The organism is Shewanella sp. AS1, from assembly GCF_021412565.1.
Taxonomy (GTDB): domain Bacteria; phylum Pseudomonadota; class Gammaproteobacteria; order Enterobacterales; family Shewanellaceae; genus Shewanella.
In genome coordinates this window covers 149,910-166,787 of sequence record NZ_JAKCLJ010000003.1, presented here as the reverse complement: position 1 = coordinate 166,787, position 16,878 = coordinate 149,910, and the positions used below count along the sequence as shown (strand labels likewise).

At 48.3% G+C, this 16,878-nt stretch carries 10 protein-coding genes and 2 tRNA genes; 8 read left to right on the top strand and 4 right to left on the bottom strand.

Annotated features, from left to right (window positions below; all coding sequences use genetic code 11):
* Window positions 1–246 precede the first annotated feature (246 nt).
* From LZP69_RS06620 to LZP69_RS06610, 3 genes are all read left to right on the top strand, one after another.
* The gene (locus LZP69_RS06620; protein ID WP_234199400.1) at window positions 247–5,091 is read left to right on the top strand and encodes an NAD-glutamate dehydrogenase; all 4,845 of its coding nucleotides are present in this window, start codon (window positions 247–249) and stop codon (window positions 5,089–5,091) included.
* A gap of 60 nt (window positions 5,092–5,151) precedes the next feature.
* Window positions 5,152–6,171 carry a quinone-dependent dihydroorotate dehydrogenase gene (pyrD, locus tag LZP69_RS06615; RefSeq protein ID WP_234199399.1) on the top strand — a complete coding sequence of 340 codons (1,020 nt, stop codon included), beginning with the start codon at window positions 5,152–5,154 and terminating at the stop codon, window positions 6,169–6,171.
* 167 nt (window positions 6,172–6,338) lie between these two features.
* Entirely contained in the window at window positions 6,339–6,872 is a 534-nt protein-coding gene (locus LZP69_RS06610; RefSeq protein WP_234199398.1) for a cell division protein ZapC, read from the top strand.
* A 525-nt stretch (window positions 6,873–7,397) separates the two neighbouring features.
* Here LZP69_RS06610 and LZP69_RS06605 read toward each other — a convergent pair.
* Window positions 7,398–7,474 (bottom strand) — tRNA-Met (locus tag LZP69_RS06605).
* A 26-nt stretch (window positions 7,475–7,500) separates the two neighbouring features.
* Window positions 7,501–7,577: transfer RNA gene (locus tag LZP69_RS06600), tRNA-Met, on the bottom strand.
* A gap of 252 nt (window positions 7,578–7,829) precedes the next feature.
* Here LZP69_RS06600 and rlmKL point away from each other — a divergent pair.
* From rlmKL to rmf, 5 genes are all read left to right on the top strand, one after another.
* On the top strand, window positions 7,830–9,965 hold the full coding sequence (rlmKL, locus tag LZP69_RS06595) for a bifunctional 23S rRNA (guanine(2069)-N(7))-methyltransferase RlmK/23S rRNA (guanine(2445)-N(2))-methyltransferase RlmL (protein WP_234199576.1): 2,136 nt from the start codon (window positions 7,830–7,832) through the stop codon (window positions 9,963–9,965).
* Window positions 9,958–10,221, top strand: a complete 264-nt coding sequence (locus LZP69_RS06590) for a glutaredoxin family protein (RefSeq protein ID WP_234199397.1) — start codon at window positions 9,958–9,960, stop codon at window positions 10,219–10,221. The genes rlmKL and LZP69_RS06590 overlap by 8 nt, the downstream gene beginning before the upstream one ends.
* Before the next feature lies 1 nt (window position 10,222).
* Entirely contained in the window at window positions 10,223–12,157 is a 1,935-nt protein-coding gene (locus LZP69_RS06585) for an ABC transporter ATP-binding protein (protein WP_234199396.1), read from the top strand.
* A 26-nt stretch (window positions 12,158–12,183) separates the two neighbouring features.
* Window positions 12,184–14,043 carry a DUF3466 family protein gene (locus LZP69_RS06580; protein WP_234199395.1) on the top strand — a complete coding sequence of 620 codons (1,860 nt, stop codon included), beginning with the start codon at window positions 12,184–12,186 and terminating at the stop codon, window positions 14,041–14,043.
* A gap of 186 nt (window positions 14,044–14,229) precedes the next feature.
* On the top strand, window positions 14,230–14,406 hold the full coding sequence (gene rmf / locus LZP69_RS06575; protein ID WP_234199394.1) for a ribosome modulation factor: 177 nt from the start codon (window positions 14,230–14,232) through the stop codon (window positions 14,404–14,406).
* Window positions 14,407–14,489: 83 nt separating this feature from the next.
* On the opposite strand, the gene fabA is transcribed toward rmf, so the two are convergent.
* Window positions 14,490–15,005, bottom strand: coding sequence for a bifunctional 3-hydroxydecanoyl-ACP dehydratase/trans-2-decenoyl-ACP isomerase (gene fabA, locus LZP69_RS06570; RefSeq protein WP_234199393.1), 516 nt, complete (start codon window positions 15,003–15,005; stop codon window positions 14,490–14,492).
* A gap of 66 nt (window positions 15,006–15,071) precedes the next feature.
* Complete coding sequence (locus LZP69_RS06565; protein WP_234199392.1) at window positions 15,072–16,838, bottom strand: S16 family serine protease; 1,767 nt, start codon at window positions 16,836–16,838, stop codon at window positions 15,072–15,074.
* Window positions 16,839–16,878: the final 40 nt, after the last annotated feature.

The window sequence follows — 16,878 nt, the reverse complement described above, 5'->3', positions numbered from 1 at the left end:
GGAGAGCCTAGGCTCTCCTTTTTTTTGCATAAAAAAGCTAAGTTAACGATTGTTTTTTCATTTAGGCTGAAAATTGGCCGAAAGCCTGATACACATGGAGGATCTACCACTAAAATAGTTCTCGAAATATGGCACATTTAGTAATAAACTTCGCGCATGACTTGGGTCAATGACTTTGACCAGTCATCTCTTTAGCATCCTAAAACGATAAAAAATGCTGCCATAGACCTAAAGGAAACAAGTAACATGGCTTTGAACGATGCAATGTCTTCTGTACTACTTGAAAACGTAGTTAATCTTATTCACTCCAAAGTTCCTAATTCTCAAGCCAAGCAGGTCGAGCAGTTCGCGACTTGCCTTTATGCACATATGTCGAAAGATGATCTGCATGCGCGTAATGACAGTGATCTTTATGGTGCAGTATTAAGTCTTTGGAATGTCGTTAATAAAACGCCTGTAGGTGAGACCCATATTCGGGTATTTAACCCGAGCCAGTCTAAGCATGGTTGGAAATCGTCTCACTCTATTATCGAGGTCGTTCACCCTGATATGCCTTTCCTGGTCGACTCGGTCGGCATGGCATTGAATCGTATGGGATTGACGGCGCACATCATGCTGCACACTCCTATGATGCTTAAGCGTGAGGGGGAGTCAATTGTCAACGTCAGCTATGGCAATACGCCTGGCGAAGATGCTGAAAAGGTGGCGGTATTTTTAATCGAAGTGGATCGCCTAAGCAGCGAATCTGACATCAAGTTATTAGAAAAAGAGATAGCTTCCGTATTAGTGGATGTATCGGCCTCAGTCAATGACTGGCAGGCGATGTCCAATAAGTTGACTCAGACTATTGCTGAGTTGGCTGACCGTCCTTTCCCCGGTGAAAAAACTGAATTAGATGAGGCGGTGAATTTCCTGACTTATCTTAACAACCATCACTTCACCCTATTGGGTTACCGCCGCTATTACCTGAACAAGGTAGAAGGCGATTTAGAGCTGGTGCCGGATAACGATACCAGTCTGGGTCTGATGAATATTCCTGGCAAACCCAAGTCAGATAAGGGGCTGATGTTATCGACTTTGTCCCAGACCGCCCGTAAAGAGGCCTTGGATAAGAGCCTGCTTATTTTGACCAAGAGCAGTGAGAAGAGCCGGGTGCATCGTCCCGCTTATGTGGACTATGTCGGCATCAAGCTGTTCGATAAGAAGGGCAATGTGATTGGCGAAGATCGCTTTATCGGTCTGTATGCCTCAAACCTGTATAACCGCAGCCCACGTGAGATCCCATTGCTGGCCGGTAAGATTCAGCGAGTATTGGATGATTCGGGTTTAACGCCACGTTCACACGATTACAAGGCGCTGCTTAATATTCTCGAAACCTTACCCCGTGATGAGATTATTCAGGCCCGTGAATCTGAGCTTGCTAGCACTGCTCGCGGCGTGCTTGAGATGCAAGACAGAGACAAACTCAAACTCTTTGTGCGTAAAGATGGTTTTGGCCGTTTCTTCTCTTGTCTGGTCTATGTGTCAAAAGACAGATACAACACTAAGTTACGTCAGGACACTCAGCGAATTTTAGCGCAGCACTTTAATACCACTGCCGACGTTGAGTTCACGACTTATTTCTCTGAGTCAACCCTGGCGCGAACCCATTACTTTGTGAAAGTTGATAATAATAATACGGATGTCGATGTGACTGCGATTGAAAATAATCTTATTGAAGCGGCGCGTTCATGGGAAGACAAGCTCAGCGGCGCTCTCCTTTCGGCTCAAGGTGAAGAGTCAGGCAACCTGTTGATCAAACGCTATGTGAATGCGTTTCCTCGCAGCTATAAAGAGGATGTGTTACCTAGCTCTGCTGTAGTCGATGTGGAGCATCTGGAAGCCTTAGACGATGAACACAAGCTGGGCATGCTTTTCTATCAGCCACAGGAAACTGTGCTGAAAGACAATAAGGTTCGCTTAAAGCTGTTCCATAAGGATGAGCCAATTCATCTTTCTGATGTCCTGCCTATGCTGGAAAACTTCGGTCTGCGCGTCATTAACGAGCGTCCCTATGAAGTGATCACAGATGAAGGCGCGACTTACTGGATCCTCGACTTCCTGATGACTGTTAAAGGCGCCGCCGTAGATAACCTGGCAGACAGTCAGGACAGATTCCAGACCGCGCTGTCACAGGTGTGGCGTAAAGAGCTGGAAGACGACGGCTTTAACCGTCTGGTGCTGGCAACTAGCCTCTCAGGCCGAGAAGTTTCTGTGCTGCGCGCCTATGCGAAATATATGCGTCAGATTGACGCAACTTTCAGCCAGGCGTATATCGAAGAGACCTTCAGTAGCTATCCGCAGATTGCCGATCTGCTGGTGAAGATGTTTATTCGTAAGTTCAATCCTAAGCTTAAGACCCGTACTCTGGGCAAGTTTGTTGAGCAGATCGAGATGCGCCTTGAAGAGGTATCGAGCCTAGATGATGACCGCATCATTCGTCGCTATCTAGATCTGATTAATGCCACCTTGCGTACTAACTTCTATCAGCAACTGCCGGACGGTAATAACAAGCCATACATGTCATTTAAGTTCTCGCCCTCTGATATTCCAGAGATGCCACGTCCGCTGCCTAAGTTTGAGATTTTCGTCTACTCACCCAGAGTCGAAGGCGTGCATCTGCGTGGTGGTAAAGTGGCGCGTGGTGGTCTGCGCTGGTCTGATCGTCGTGAAGATTTCCGTACCGAAGTGCTGGGTCTGGTGAAAGCCCAGCAAGTGAAGAATACCGTGATCGTCCCTGTGGGCGCCAAGGGTGGCTTCGTGTGTAAACAGCTGCCAACCGAAGGTGGCCGTGATGCACTGTTTACCGAAGGACAAGAGTGTTACCGCCTGTTTATCCGTGGTTTGCTGGATATCAGCGACAACATAGTTGAAGGTGAAATCGTGCCGCCAAGCAATGTGGTGCGTCACGATGAAGACGATCCATATCTAGTGGTTGCGGCCGATAAAGGCACGGCAACCTTCTCAGATATCGCCAATGCGATTTCTGAAGAGTATGGTTTCTGGCTGGGCGATGCCTTCGCTTCCGGTGGTAGTAACGGTTACGATCACAAGAAGATGGGTATTACTGCCCGCGGTGCCTGGGAGTCGGTAAAACGCCACTTCCGCGAGATAGGTATTGATTGTCAAACCACAGATTTCACCTGTTTAGGCATAGGTGACATGGCCGGTGACGTATTTGGTAACGGTATGTTGCTCTCTGAGCATATCCGTCTGGTGACCGCTTTCAACCATATGCATATCTTTATCGACCCGAATCCAGATGCGGCTGCAAGCTACAAAGAGCGTGCACGTCTGTTCGAGTTGCCACGTTCAAGCTGGGAAGATTACAACAAAGAGTTGATCTCCAAAGGCGGTGGTGTCTTCTCCCGCTCGGCGAAATCCATTACGCTGACCCCAGAAATCAAGAAGATGCTGGATACTAAGAAAGCATCTATGACACCTAACGAGCTGCTCAAAGAGCTGCTGAAGATGAAGGTGGATCTGCTGTGGAACGGCGGTATTGGTACTTATATCAAGGCGAGCAGCGAAACCCATGCCGAAGTGGGCGATCGCGCCAACGATGTGCTGCGTGTTAACGGTAAAGAAGTACAGGCACGCATTGTAGGTGAGGGCGGTAACTTAGGCTGTACTCAGTTAGGTCGTATCGAATACGCCGCCAATGGTGGTCGCATGAACACAGATTTCGTCGACAACGTCGGTGGGGTGGATTGTTCGGATAACGAAGTAAATATCAAAATCTTACTGAATGCCATGGTGGCCGAAGGTGAGATGACGCTGAAACAGCGTAACCGTCTCTTGGTTGAGATGACAGATGAAGTCAGTCGTATCGTGCTGCAAGATTGTAAGGATCAGACCCGTACTATCTCTGTGACTCAGGTACATGGCGCCGAACAGTTAAAAGAGCAGATCCGCTTTATCCATTATCTGGAGAAAGAAGATAAGCTCGACAGAGCCTTAGAGTTCCTGCCAAGTGAAGATGAATTGGCCGAACGTCTGGCCAACGGTAAGCCGTTGACCCGTCCTGAGCTATCAGTACTGGTCGCCTACGCTAAGATGGTGCTCAAAGAGCAGCTGTTGACGCCAGAGATCACTGATGATTCATTCCTAAGTCAATTGCTGATTGAATACTTTCCGCGTCAGCTGCAGGAGCGTTACAGCGAACGTATGGTTAACCATCCGCTGCGCGCCGAAATTATTGCCACCTCTTTGGCCAACGAGTTGGTCAACGACATGGGGCTAAATTTTGTTCAACGTATGCAAGATGAGACAGGTGCCTCAGTCGCCGATGCGGCAATTTGTTATACTATGGCGCGTGAAGTGTTTGGTTTAGCAGAATTAACTAAATCGATCACGGCGCTTAATGGCATCATTCCTGCGATTGTTCAGGGTGAAATGCTGCACCAGCTGCGCCGTAATTTACGCAGATCATGCCGTTGGTTCCTACGCCATCGCAATCGTAGTCAAAGTATTGAACAAACCGTTGCTTTATATCGCCCGGTGTTTGAAGAGCTTCGTCAGAATGTTCATCAATATATGGTCGAGAGTGAAGTTAACGGACTGCGCCGTGAAATCGAGGCGTTAGTGAAAGAGGGCGTACCTGAAGCGGTCGCCACGGATGTAGTCAATATGAGTACCCTGTTCTCAGCGCTGGATATTTCACAGATAGCTGAGCTAGAAAGTAAGCCTGTGGCGCTGGTAGCTGAGACATACTATAAGCTGGGTGCACGCATCGACCTGCATTGGTTCCTCGAGCAGATCAGCGCTCAGCCTGTGGCTAACCACTGGCAGGCACTGGCCAGAGCTGCCTTCAGAGAAGATCTGGATTGGCAACAACGCTCCTTGAGTTCTGCTGTGTTACGTACTTGTACTTCGAGCTGTGATGCTGAAACGATTATTGCACAGTGGGTCGAATCCAATCAGGGCTTATTGGAGAGATGGTTCCACATGCTGGCAGATTTTAAGACCTCGCAGACCCATGAATTTGCGAAGTTCTCAGTTGCTTTACGTGAACTGAATCTGCTGATCCTTCATTGTGAAGGCCAGTCGTAAAAATTATTAAAAATATAAGCCCTGGCAATTGCCGGGGCTTTTTTCGGTCTAGGAGAAGACATGTTTTACAAAATCGCACAAAAGGTCATGTTTCAGATGGATCCTGAAAAGGCGCATAATCTGGCCATCAGCAGTCTGAAATCAACCTCAAATTCCCCGCTGGATTGTTTCTACGCACAAAAATTTGACCCGGCGCCAGTGGAGTTTATGGGGTTAACATTTCCAAATCCTGTGGGGCTTGCCGCTGGCATGGATAAAGACGGGGAATGTATTGATGCTTTTCATGCGATGGGTTTTGGTCATATCGAAGTCGGTACTGTCACCCCCAGGCCACAGCCTGGCAATGACAAACCTCGTCTGTTCCGCTTAAAGCCTGCCAAGGCGATTATTAATCGCATGGGCTTCAATAACAAAGGGGTCGACAGTCTGGTCGAAAACCTTAAAGCGGCTAAATCTGGCGCTATGGTTGGGGTCAATATCGGTAAGAATAAAGACACGCCAGTGGAGCAGGGCAAAGAAGATTATCTGATCTGCATGGAAAAAGTGTATCCCTATGCTGCTTATATTGCGGTCAATATCTCCTCGCCAAACACCCCAGGTTTACGCACGCTGCAGTATGGGGATCTGCTCGATGATCTATTGGGATCACTAAAATCCAAGCAAAAAGATCTGGCAGAGCGCCATGGCAAGTATGTGCCGATCGCTTTGAAAATTGCGCCGGATCTCTCACCGGACGAGATTGAGAAAATTGCCGATTCACTGATCCGTAATGAATTTGATGGTGCTATCGCCACCAATACCACTCTGACCCGCGATGGTGTTAGTGGCTTGCAAAACTCTAGCGAAGCGGGCGGGTTAAGTGGTAAACCTTTGAATTTATTATCAACAAAAGTTATTAAACAGCTTGCGGATTGTTTAAAAGGCCAGGTGCCTATTCTGGGCGTGGGCGGCATAAACAGCGCCGCAGACGCTATGGATAAACTCGATGCTGGTGCCACTATGGTGCAGATCTATTCAGGTTTTATTTATCGTGGCCCTGAATTGATCAAAGAGATAGTCGATGCCTATCGAGTGAGATGATCTTTTCGATCGCGAAAGGATCGTTTTTTAGATCGCGCGATCGCAATTTGATCGCGTGATTTCACTCTAACATACTGTTATCTATACTTTTATTTTGACAATTTTTTTGATATTGTTTGAAATATCATCTATTATCAAGCCGTATTTACAGTATATAGGTACACGTTATGTTATTGATGCCGAAAAGGGATTGGCAATGGATAAATAACGATACGTATGGTGTTTTAAGCGTTTCGTTAGGCTCGGATATGGAATTTCTGACTCCCTATAAAAGTAAAACGCTCATTCCAGACGCCCAATCTGTGATGGAGTTTAGTGTCGAGCACGCTAAATTCTACATTCATTTTATCGAGCGCCTGTGCAAGTCGGTGAATGTCGCCGATGCCATAAAAGTGCAGCTTGGTCTAAATGCTACGGCGGCCAATTTCTTGTTGAAGCCACAGATGCCTCGCTCCTGGTTTTTCGATTCGTCTGCCGTGTGTGTCTATTCCGAGCTGGCTAAAGTGTTCCAGTTGCGGTGTCAGGGCGTCGAGGCCGATGTGATGGTGGTGGAGAGCAATATTCAATCTTCCCTTGTGATGTTGCTATCACCAGGATTGGAGCTCAATGACAATAAGCGATTGGAGCAGTTCGAGTGTATCAAGGTGATGAACGACAGGTTGCATCCACCCAAACGCCGTAAGCAGGTCGTGGCGGCTTAGTCCCGATCAATAAGATAACCACATAAATAAAGGAAGCTTAGGCTTCCTTTTTTGTGTTTGGCAGAAGCACGCCAGAAGGAGCCAATGTTGAGTTTTGGTGGGGGATTATGCTGCTAAATGACAAACTCTGTTCGATGAGGAATTAAGCTGTTTATTGCGCTTTTATGAAATATTTTTGGGGAAATAATTAAAGATAACAAAAAGAAGTGGTTGCGGGAGCCGGATTACTTATTTACAAGCTGGGCGACGACCTTCGATGACTTTATATAGAGAGTTGAGCCGACGAGTTACCAAGCTGCTCCATCTCGCGTCCGAATTGTTGAATTAGTCAGATGACTAAAGACGCCGTACTGTTTTAATTCTGTTTACGAAAGAATTGTTTACGGGAGCCGGATTGCTATTTATACAAGCTGGGCGACGACCTTCGATGATTTTATATAGAGAGTTGAGTCTGACGAGCTATCAAGCTGATTCTTGAACTGTTCGATTAAATTATGGGGTAGTGAATTTGTATAAATCAAGAAGTGGTTGCGGGAGCCGGATTTGAACCGACGACCTTCGGGTTATGAGCCCGACGAGCTACCAAGCTGCTCCATCCCGCGTCCGTAAGATGATAGGTAAAATAAATTGGTTGCGGGAGCCGGATTTGAACCGACGACCTTCGGGTTATGAGCCCGACGAGCTACCAAGCTGCTCCATCCCGCGTCCGTAATTTACTTTCTGCCTTGCTCTCGATGAAAGCTCATCTGCCTCAAAGCGGAGCGAACTATAACGAGATGAATTAACCATTGCAAGCCACTTATCACCAATTGTGTGTTAAGCGTTCATTTATGCGGCATAATGCCGACTTATTGAGCGGGAACACAAATTTATCTTTATCTAAGCACAGAACTTTTTATCTTTTAGATGCCCGACAAGGTATAATGTCGGATTGATTTTATGAGTGTGTCCTTATCCATGTTGAATTTTTTTGCTGCAGCCCCCCGAGGCTATGAATACGCCTTATCTCTGGAACTGGCCGAACTCGGTGCCAGCGAGATCAAAGAGAGTGTGGCCGGTGTCTATTTCAGTGCGCCACTGGAACTTGCTTACCGTATTACCCTCTGGTCACGTCTTGCCAGCCGTATCGTGCTGGTGATCTATAAAGGCCCCTGTGAAAGCTCAGAGCAGCTTTATAACGCAGCCTACTGCGTGGATTGGCAGACCCATTTCTCCCATAAGAGCAGTTTTAGCATCGATTTTCATGGTACGGGCGGGTTTATCAATAACACTCAGTTCGGGGCTTTGAAGATTAAAGATGCGGTGGTGGATCGTTTCCGTGACGATGGCATTGCCCGTCCCAATGTGGAGCGGGTGGATGCCGACTTTAAGATTGATGCCCATTATCGTCGCGGTCAGATCACCTTAGGGATTAACTTCTCCGGCCCGGCACTGCATCAGCGCGGTTATCGCTCGACCACGGGGGAGGCGCCACTGAAAGAGAACCTCGCCGCTAACATGCTGGTTCGCTGTGGCTGGCAGCAGGAGAAGCAAGATCTACTGGATCCTTTCTGCGGTAGCGGCACCATTTTGATTGAAGCGGCCATGATGGCCTGTGATATTGCCCCTGCATTGCAGCGCACCAAATTTGGTTTCGATAAGTGGCTGCGTCACCAGAGCGCTGTGTGGCAAACGCTGCTGGATGAAGCCAAGGCTCGTGCTTCTTTAGGCATTAAGCGCTGTGAGCTGAAGTTTTTTGGCTCAGATATCGACTCGCGCCTGGTGGCATTAGCCAAACGTAACGCAGCCAATGCAGGCGTTGGTGAGCTGATCACTTTCTCTGTTTCCAATGCACTCAATATCACGCCGCCGGTAGAACAGGGCTTTTTGGTGACTAACCCTCCTTATGGTGAGCGTCTTGGCAATGTGACGACACTGCTGCAGCTTTACTATCAGCTGGGCGATAAGTTTAAGAGCGAATTTGGTGGCTGGAAAATTGCCGTGCTTAACAGCGATATCGAGCTGTTATCTGCCCTGAAACTGAAAGCCGATAAGCAGATGAAGATGTTTAACGGCGCCCTGGAGTGTGCCTTTAATCTCTATACGCTGCATGCCCAGAGCACCCGCCGTATCGAGCCCAGCCAGGTATTGGCGCAGGGTGGCGAGATCAGTGAGGTTGCCACTGCCTTCGCCAATCGCATCAAGAAGAATTTGAAACAGCTGAGCAAGTGGGCTCAGCGTGAGGGCATAGACAGCTATCGTCTGTATGATGCCGACATCCCCGAATACAATGTGGCGGTCGATAAGTATCTGGATTATTTCGTCATCCAGGAGTACTCGGCGCCCAAAGCGATTCCGGAAGCTGTGACGAAACGCCGCCTGACCGATATTCTCCTTGTACTGCCTCAGGCGATATATGCGGATCCTGAAAAGATCATCCTCAAGACCCGTGAGCGCCAGAAGGGCACGAATCAGTATCAGAAGCTGGATACTAAGAAGCTGGAACTTGTGACAGTGGAATACGGCGCTAAATTTAAGTTAAACCTACAGGATTACTTAGATACCGGCCTCTTTTTAGACCACCGCTTAACCCGTAAACTGGTGGGGCAGAAGGCCAAAGACAGAAAGGTGCTCAATCTGTTTTCCTATACCGGCAGCGCCTCTGTGCATGCTGCCTTGGGCGGCGCCAAGTCTGTGACCACAGTGGATATGTCCAATACCTATCTTAAGTGGGCTCAGGATAACTTTGCTTTAAATGGTCTTAGTGGTCGTCAGTATGAGTTTATACAGAGCGATTGTCTGCAGTGGATAGCCGAGTGTGAGCAGAAGTACGATCTTATCTTCATCGACCCGCCCACTTTCTCTAACTCCAAGCGGATGGAGGATTCCTTCGATGTGCAGCGGGATCATGTCAGCCTGTTAACCGGTCTGGTGAAGCTGCTAAACCCTGGCGGAGAGATAGTCTTCTCTAACAATAAGCGCAAGTTCAAGATGGACAGTGATGCCATCAATGCGCTGGGCCTTAAGGTTACTAACATAGACGATCAGACCCTGCCGCTGGATTACAAACGTAATCCGCAGATCCACAATACCTGGCTTATCACCCATGAGTAAGCGAGTGGATCAACAGAGTGTGAATGCGGATCAGACCTTTATTTTGTTTCACACTGAGGCCTGCCACCTGTGCGAGCAGGCCCAGGCTTTGCTCGATAGTTTGTCAGTAGCTTATACAAGAGAAGATATTTGCGATAGCGACACGTTCGTTGAGCGCTACGGGATCCGTATTCCTGTGTTACTGCGCCAGCAGGATCAGTTAGAACTGGACTGGCCGTTCGATATTGCACAATTAAAAGAATTTACAGGAGCTTAAATTGAGTCTGGTTCGGATTAACAACGGCTCACTCGCCTACGGTTATACCCCCTTATTGCAAAATGCCGATTTCACCGTGGAGCCAGGGGAGCGGATCTGTATTGTCGGTCGCAATGGCGCCGGTAAATCCAGCCTGATGAAGGTGCTTGGCGGCGAAGTGCTGCTCGATGACGGTGAGTTCAATATTGCCACAGACACCAAGGTGAGCCGCTTGCAGCAAGATCCTCCCAAGGCGGAGCAGGGCTCTGTCTATGCCTATATCTCAGCAGGCTTGCAATCCTTAGGCGATAAGCTTGAGCGTTATCATAAGCTGTCCCATGATGTGGCCACGGCGTCTCCAGATCAAATGGAGCGTATGCTCAAACAGATGGAGCGCTTGCAGGAGGAGATAGATCATCTCAATGGCTGGCAGTTCGATACCCGCATCAATCAGACTTGTGAGTTGCTGGGGTTAGATCCCGATGCCAGCTTGACCAGCCTGTCGGGTGGATGGCAGCGCAAAGTAGCACTGGCAAGAGCCTTAGTGAGCGAGCCGGATCTGCTGCTGCTCGATGAACCCACTAACCACCTGGATATTGATACCATCGAATGGCTGGAGAATTTCCTGCTCAGCTATCGCGGCGCCATCGTGTTTATCAGTCACGACAGGGGCTTTATTCAGCGTATGGCGACGCGAATTGTCGATCTCGACCGCGGTGTGGTTACCTCCTGGCCCGGCGATTATCAAACCTATCTGGATGGCAAGGCGGAATGGCTGCGGGTCGAAACAGAGAAAAACGCCCAGTTCGATAAGAAACTGGCAGAAGAGGAAGCCTGGATCCGTCAGGGGATTAAGGCGCGCCGCACCCGTAACGAAGGTAGGGTACGCGCACTCAAAGCGCTGCGTATGGAGCGCATGGCACGGATAAACCGCCAGGGCGGAGTGAAGATGGCTGTGGCCGACACTGAGCGCTCGGGTAAGCTGGTGTTCGATATTGAGCAGTTAAATTACAATCTGCCCGATAAAAATCTGGTGAAGAACTTTAGCACCTCTGTGATGCGTGGCGATCGTATCGCCCTTATCGGTCCCAACGGCTGTGGTAAGTCGACCCTAATTAAATTATTGATTGGTGAGCTTGAGGCGCAATCGGGAGAAGTTAAGGTCGGCACTAAGCTCGAAATTGCCTACTTCGATCAGTACCGTGAAGGCTTAGATCCTGAGAAAACCGTCGAAGAAAACGTCGGCGAAGGCAAGAAGACGGTCACCATCAATGGTCAAGACAGGCATATCTTAAGTTACCTGCAGGACTTTTTGTTTTCGCCAATGCGGGCTAGAACGCCGGTAAAAGCACTATCGGGCGGAGAGAAAAACCGTTTATTATTAGCGCGTTTGTTGCTGCGTCCCGCTAATCTGATTATTCTCGATGAGCCGACAAACGATCTTGATATTGAGACCCTAGAGTTGTTAGAGTCGCTGTTGACCGATTATCAGGGCACACTGTTACTGGTCAGCCACGACAGGGCTTTTATCGACAACACAGTTACTAGCTCTTGGTGGTTTACCGGCAACGGAGGCTGGAGCGAATATGTGGGCGGCTATCAGGATGCTGTGTCCCAGGGGGCAAAATTCTATTCTGAGGAACCAGTTGCCAATAGTGCTGTCCAACCCAAGGTTGCGGCGCCGGGTAACGCCGAGACTAAGGCTGCGATAAAGGCAGACAAAGCAAAATCAGAGAAGAAATTATCTTATAAGTTACAACGGGAACTTGACGCGCTACCGGGTAAAATGGAGCAGCTCGAAGCGGATATCGATGCCTTGCAAAAGGTGGTCAATGAGCCCGATTTTTATGCTCAAGAACAAGATGTTGTCAGTCGTCGTTTAAATGAACTTGCCGAGTTGGAACAGGAACTGGAAGTTTGCTTTGAACGTTGGGAAGAGCTTGAAGCCCTTAAATAGGCAATAAAAATAATAGGAATGAAGTAATGAAGTTGAAGTTGGATAGAGCCTTATCGTTAGTGGCCCTAGGGGTAATTGGTGCGCTACAAACGGCTTATGCCGCCCCAGTGTATGAGATCCAAAATATAGAGAGTTACGATCTTAACGGTACTTTAGAATCGACAGTTAACGGCTATGGTATGGCGGTCAACATAAACGATCAGTCTGTCGGTATCTCTAAGGGTAAAAAGAAGATAGAAGTCGACGAAGATAATAATAACACTGTCATCGATATCGAAGATGGTATTCCAACCGAGCAACGGGTGATCTACTCGATTGTTGCGCCCATAGTCGCCAACAACTTCACCTTTACCTCCGATGAAAATGGCGCCGCAGGTAGTTGGTTACCGACCTTTGCATCAGTGTTTGGTACCACAGCGCCAAAAGATACAGATGAAAATGTGCCTTCAAGCATTAACTCAGTCAATGCTTTCTTCTATGGCATTAACGATGCTGGCCTGAGTGTAGGCGCCTATACGGCTCCAGAGCAAAAAGTCACTTACACAGGTGAGAGCGATGAGTTTGATTTCTGGTATTTCCGTGAATTTGAAGAGCGTGGTTTCGTTAAGAAAGTCGATGGTACAGATATTCCTCTGCCGCCGCCTTACTCGGTTTATGCCGGTGATACTCAGGATGTTACCCTTGGTGGCACTTCAGTTGCAGCGGCCATTAACAGCAGCAACCTGATCGCAGGTTTCGGCTCAACCGAGATTGTTGAAAGCAGCGCAACGCGCATAGATAAGTGTATTGAGAATGACGCGACTCTACCTGTGGATGTGTGTGTTCAGGGGCATCAATACCCTGATTTTAGAGGCTATCGCAACATTAATTATCAGACGCGCGCCATGGTTTGGCAGCTCGATGCCAGCGATCAGGTTACTGTAACTGAGCTTGAGTTACCCGCGAGTCTCGATCAAACCTCGGATCGTGTATTTACCGCTCAGGGGTTTGGACTAAACAGCGAAGGCACAGTGGCGGGGCGCTCCAATGTGTATCGCAAGGATAATAAAGATAAGTTCGCCCTGGATGCCGCCTATTGGCAGAAAGACAGCAATGGCGATTATCACTATAACTGGGTGCCGATGGAGAATAATCAGCTGTCATCCATCGCCTATGATATCAACGATAATGGTATCTTAGTCGGTAGCTACAGACGTTATATCAGTGGCTTTGTTCGCGATAAATTCTTCTACTACGATACCAAGGCGACCGATCCTGTTGTGGTAACCCCCAATGACTTTTTCGACAAATTATCGGATCGCAGTTCACGTCCACGGGATATCAATAATAACGACCAAGTGGTTGGTTATATCGACAGCACCAGCGAGAAAGATAAGCCAAGATTCAGAACCGGATTCCTATGGGACAAAAATAGCGATGAATTTAGCGATCTGAATAACTTGTTAGTGTGTGAGTCTAAAGGTTATGAGCAGGATGCCAACGGCAACTGGTCGCGTTATAAGGTGCAGGTCACTGACGGAAACGGCGAAACTCTATCTTATGAGAGCGATATTCGTATCGTTGAGGCTAACGGCATTAATGATAACGGCACCATAGTGGGTACCGCATTTATTCGTAAGCCTTCTTACCAGTATGATGAGGATGGCGATCTGGTGCTCGGTTCTAACGGGTCGCCCCTGTTTGTGCTTAATGCCAATGGCCAGCCAGTCACGGCTTATATCCCACGTATGGTGGTGCTTAAGCCGACTACGACAGGCAGTGCCTGTACCATACCCGATGATAACGATAATACCAGCGATCAGGACTATGTGCGTAAAGGTGCCGCCAGTTTCGCCTGGTTATTTGCGCTGCCGCTACTTTGGTTAAGACGCCGCGTCAAACGATAACCAGAGTTAGAACTAAACGAAATATAAATCGAGGCAATTGCCTCGATTTTTTTTAAATAAGGATCTCAGCAGGTTAAAAAATAGCCGAAAGAAATGGTCGATTTTTGATTGATCTCGCTTTAAAAAAGTTCTATTTCTATTGATGGAGCTTCGGCTTCTTTTGAATTTTGAACAGAGGATGCTTGCATGAAAAGACAAAAAAGAGATCGTCTAGATAGAGCTTTTTCGAAAGGATTTCAGGCTGGAATTGGTGGCCGCTCTAAGGAAAATTGTCCTTATTCAACCTTGGATTCAAGGTCCCAATGGCTGGGGGGATGGCGCGAAGGCGTCGATGGCCGTCTTAATGGACTGTTTAACAAGTAACTCAAATTGAACAAACTTGTTCTCAATAAAGTTGCCCTCAAGATTGAGGGCATTTTTGTATCTGGCTCTGGATTATAAGCAGATTAGAAAGTAGAAGTGTCAGTAAAAATACCCACTTTCAGATCGGTCGCAGAGTAGATCTCACGGCCATCCACTTCCATTACCGCATCGGCAATACCCATCACCAGTTTACGATAGACTTTACGCTTGATGGTTAGCTTGTAGGTCACTTTCTTCGCATCTGGCAGAACTTGGCCGGTAAATTTCACTTCGCCAACGCCTAGTGCACGACCCTTACCTTCAGCGCCTTCCCAGCCAAGGAAGAAGCCAACCAGCTGCCACATGGCATCCAGGCCTAAACAGCCAGGCATCACAGGATCGGTTTCAAAGTGGCAGTCAAAGAACCAAAGTGAAGGATCGATATCCAACTCGGCAACAATTTCTCCTTTACCAAATTCACCGCCATCATCATTAATCTTGGTGATGCGGTCGATCATCAACATATTGTCGATAGGAAGGCGAGGTGAGTTGGCACCAAATAGTTTTCCGTGACCACAAGCCACTAATTCTTCTTTGCTGAAACTGTTTGCTTTATTCATTGTTTACTTCACTCTGCGATAAGAGCTGCAAAGATTAGCGAACACGTGTACGCCAAACAACTCCGATCAGCTAGAAAATTTCAATTTGTCGAGCAGCTTGGCAAAAAATGAACTCTGCTCGTCTGGGTAACCGGCTAACCCTTCAAGTCTAGTCTGTACTAGGCCATATAGGCTATTTTCTTCAAATTGCCCGTTCTCATCTCGAGTGCCTGCCGGCTTCTTCATCAAAATAGTCACAGCTTCATCTATGTGCTCCACCTGATACAGGTGGAACTGTTTCTGTTTGATAGCGTCAATCACGTCAGAATGAAGATTTAACTGCTGCACGTTGGACTTAGGCAGGATAACCCCCTGGGTGCCTGTTAACCCCCGGCGCTGACACAGACTGAAGAAGCCTTCTATTTTCTCATTTACCCCACCTATAGCCTGAACCTGACCGAACTGGTCTATGGCGCCGGTAGCGGCGATCCCCTGGTCGATTGGCTCCTCGGCGATGGCGGACATCAGGGCGCAATACTCGGCAAGGGAAGCACTGTCGCCATCGATCTCCTGATAGGACTGTTCAAATACAATATTGGCATTGAGGTGCAGCGGCGCATCTTTACCAAAGATGCGATATAGACAGGAGGAGAGGATCATCAGTCCCTTAGCATGGATATTCCCGCCCAGCTCAGACTTACGCTCTATATCGGCCACCTCGCCATCGCCATAATGCACCGAGGCGGTAATACGCGCAGGCTCGCCATAGCAATATTCGGCGGTATCGAGCACGGTAAGACCGTTTATCTGACCTACCATAGTGCCCTCGGTCGGCAGATTGATGAAGTTGTCATCGAAGCTCTGGGCAGACAGTTCTTGAGAGGCGTTGTGCCTCTGGGTCTGCTTGGTTATGGCGTACTCAATTGCCTTATCATCCAACTTGCTGTTTTTGGCATAGGCGCTGGCCTGCTGTAACAGCTGGCTTAGCGGCTGTGTTAGCAGACTCAGGTGACGCTGATGATCGGCTAAACGGGCGCTGTGGATCAGTAAAGGCGCAATGGCGGACTGCTCAAGTTCAATTTTATGGGCCGTTGCCAGAGTGATAAGCCATTGCAGGTATGCTGCTTCGCCACACTGATTAAGGGGGATCTCATCTACCAATTCCCCAAGCAGGGGAAAGTGGCTGGCAAATAAACGCTCTTCCACATAGGCCAGGCTGTACAGGGCGCTGTTGCCTACCAGGATAATTTTGCAATTGAGCGGCAGTGCAGGCCAGTGACCATGTACTTTATATTCGCCCCGCTCGAGGATCTGCAGTAGCAGTTCCCATAAGGCTTCTCGTTTCCATAGTGATTCGGCGCAGATAAACAGATAATGGCAATCGGCCAGTGCGCCGGGATGATAGTGTTGACTTGTTTGGCCATCGACATGACCGATTAAATCTCGCCTGTTGATCTGTCCGCTCAGATAACGATACGGCTTCACCTTTGTGGCGATAGCTTCTCCCTGTGTGTCCTGCCAGAAAAACTGCTCAGGCGACGTTAGGGTATTTGGCTCACTTGAATCTGGCTCAGATTCCCTTTGCTGTGATTGATCGAGCCGGATGCGGTTGAGATACAAAGGTTCAGGGCTATTTTGGCTGGCCACTAAGGCATCCATCAATCCGAATCTGTCTATGCCGGCCTGATCCGCAAGATACATATGTTGGTTATCGCTGCAGATAAGCAAGCTGAAGGCATCCAGGGTGCGCGCCTGGCCTAATAGTCTGGCTTGGGAGGAAGGTTGAAGATCGGCGATAGCAGGGAGTGTAAAGTCAGGTTTCAGCAGTGCTGTCGGAATGGAATAGGCGTTCATTATTGACGGGATCTGTTTAAACATGGACAGATGTTAGCAC

Excerpts from the sequence above, each read along its gene's own strand:
- LZP69_RS06620 (WP_234199400.1), top strand. The coding sequence starts at position 247 with ATGGCTTTGAACGATGCAATGTCTTCTGTACTACTTGAAAACGTAGTT.
- pyrD (WP_234199399.1), top strand. The coding sequence starts at position 5,152 with ATGTTTTACAAAATCGCACAAAAGGTCATGTTTCAGATGGATCCTGAA.
- LZP69_RS06610 (WP_234199398.1), top strand. The coding sequence starts at position 6,339 with ATGTTATTGATGCCGAAAAGGGATTGGCAATGGATAAATAACGATACG.
- rlmKL (WP_234199576.1), top strand. The coding sequence starts at position 7,830 with ATGTTGAATTTTTTTGCTGCAGCCCCCCGAGGCTATGAATACGCCTTA.
- LZP69_RS06590 (WP_234199397.1), top strand. The coding sequence starts at position 9,958 with ATGAGTAAGCGAGTGGATCAACAGAGTGTGAATGCGGATCAGACCTTT.
- LZP69_RS06580 (WP_234199395.1), top strand. The coding sequence starts at position 12,184 with ATGAAGTTGAAGTTGGATAGAGCCTTATCGTTAGTGGCCCTAGGGGTA.
- rmf (WP_234199394.1), top strand. The coding sequence starts at position 14,230 with ATGAAAAGACAAAAAAGAGATCGTCTAGATAGAGCTTTTTCGAAAGGA.
- fabA (WP_234199393.1), bottom strand. The coding sequence starts at position 15,005 with ATGAATAAAGCAAACAGTTTCAGCAAAGAAGAATTAGTGGCTTGTGGT.
- LZP69_RS06565 (WP_234199392.1), bottom strand. The coding sequence starts at position 16,838 with ATGAACGCCTATTCCATTCCGACAGCACTGCTGAAACCTGACTTTACA.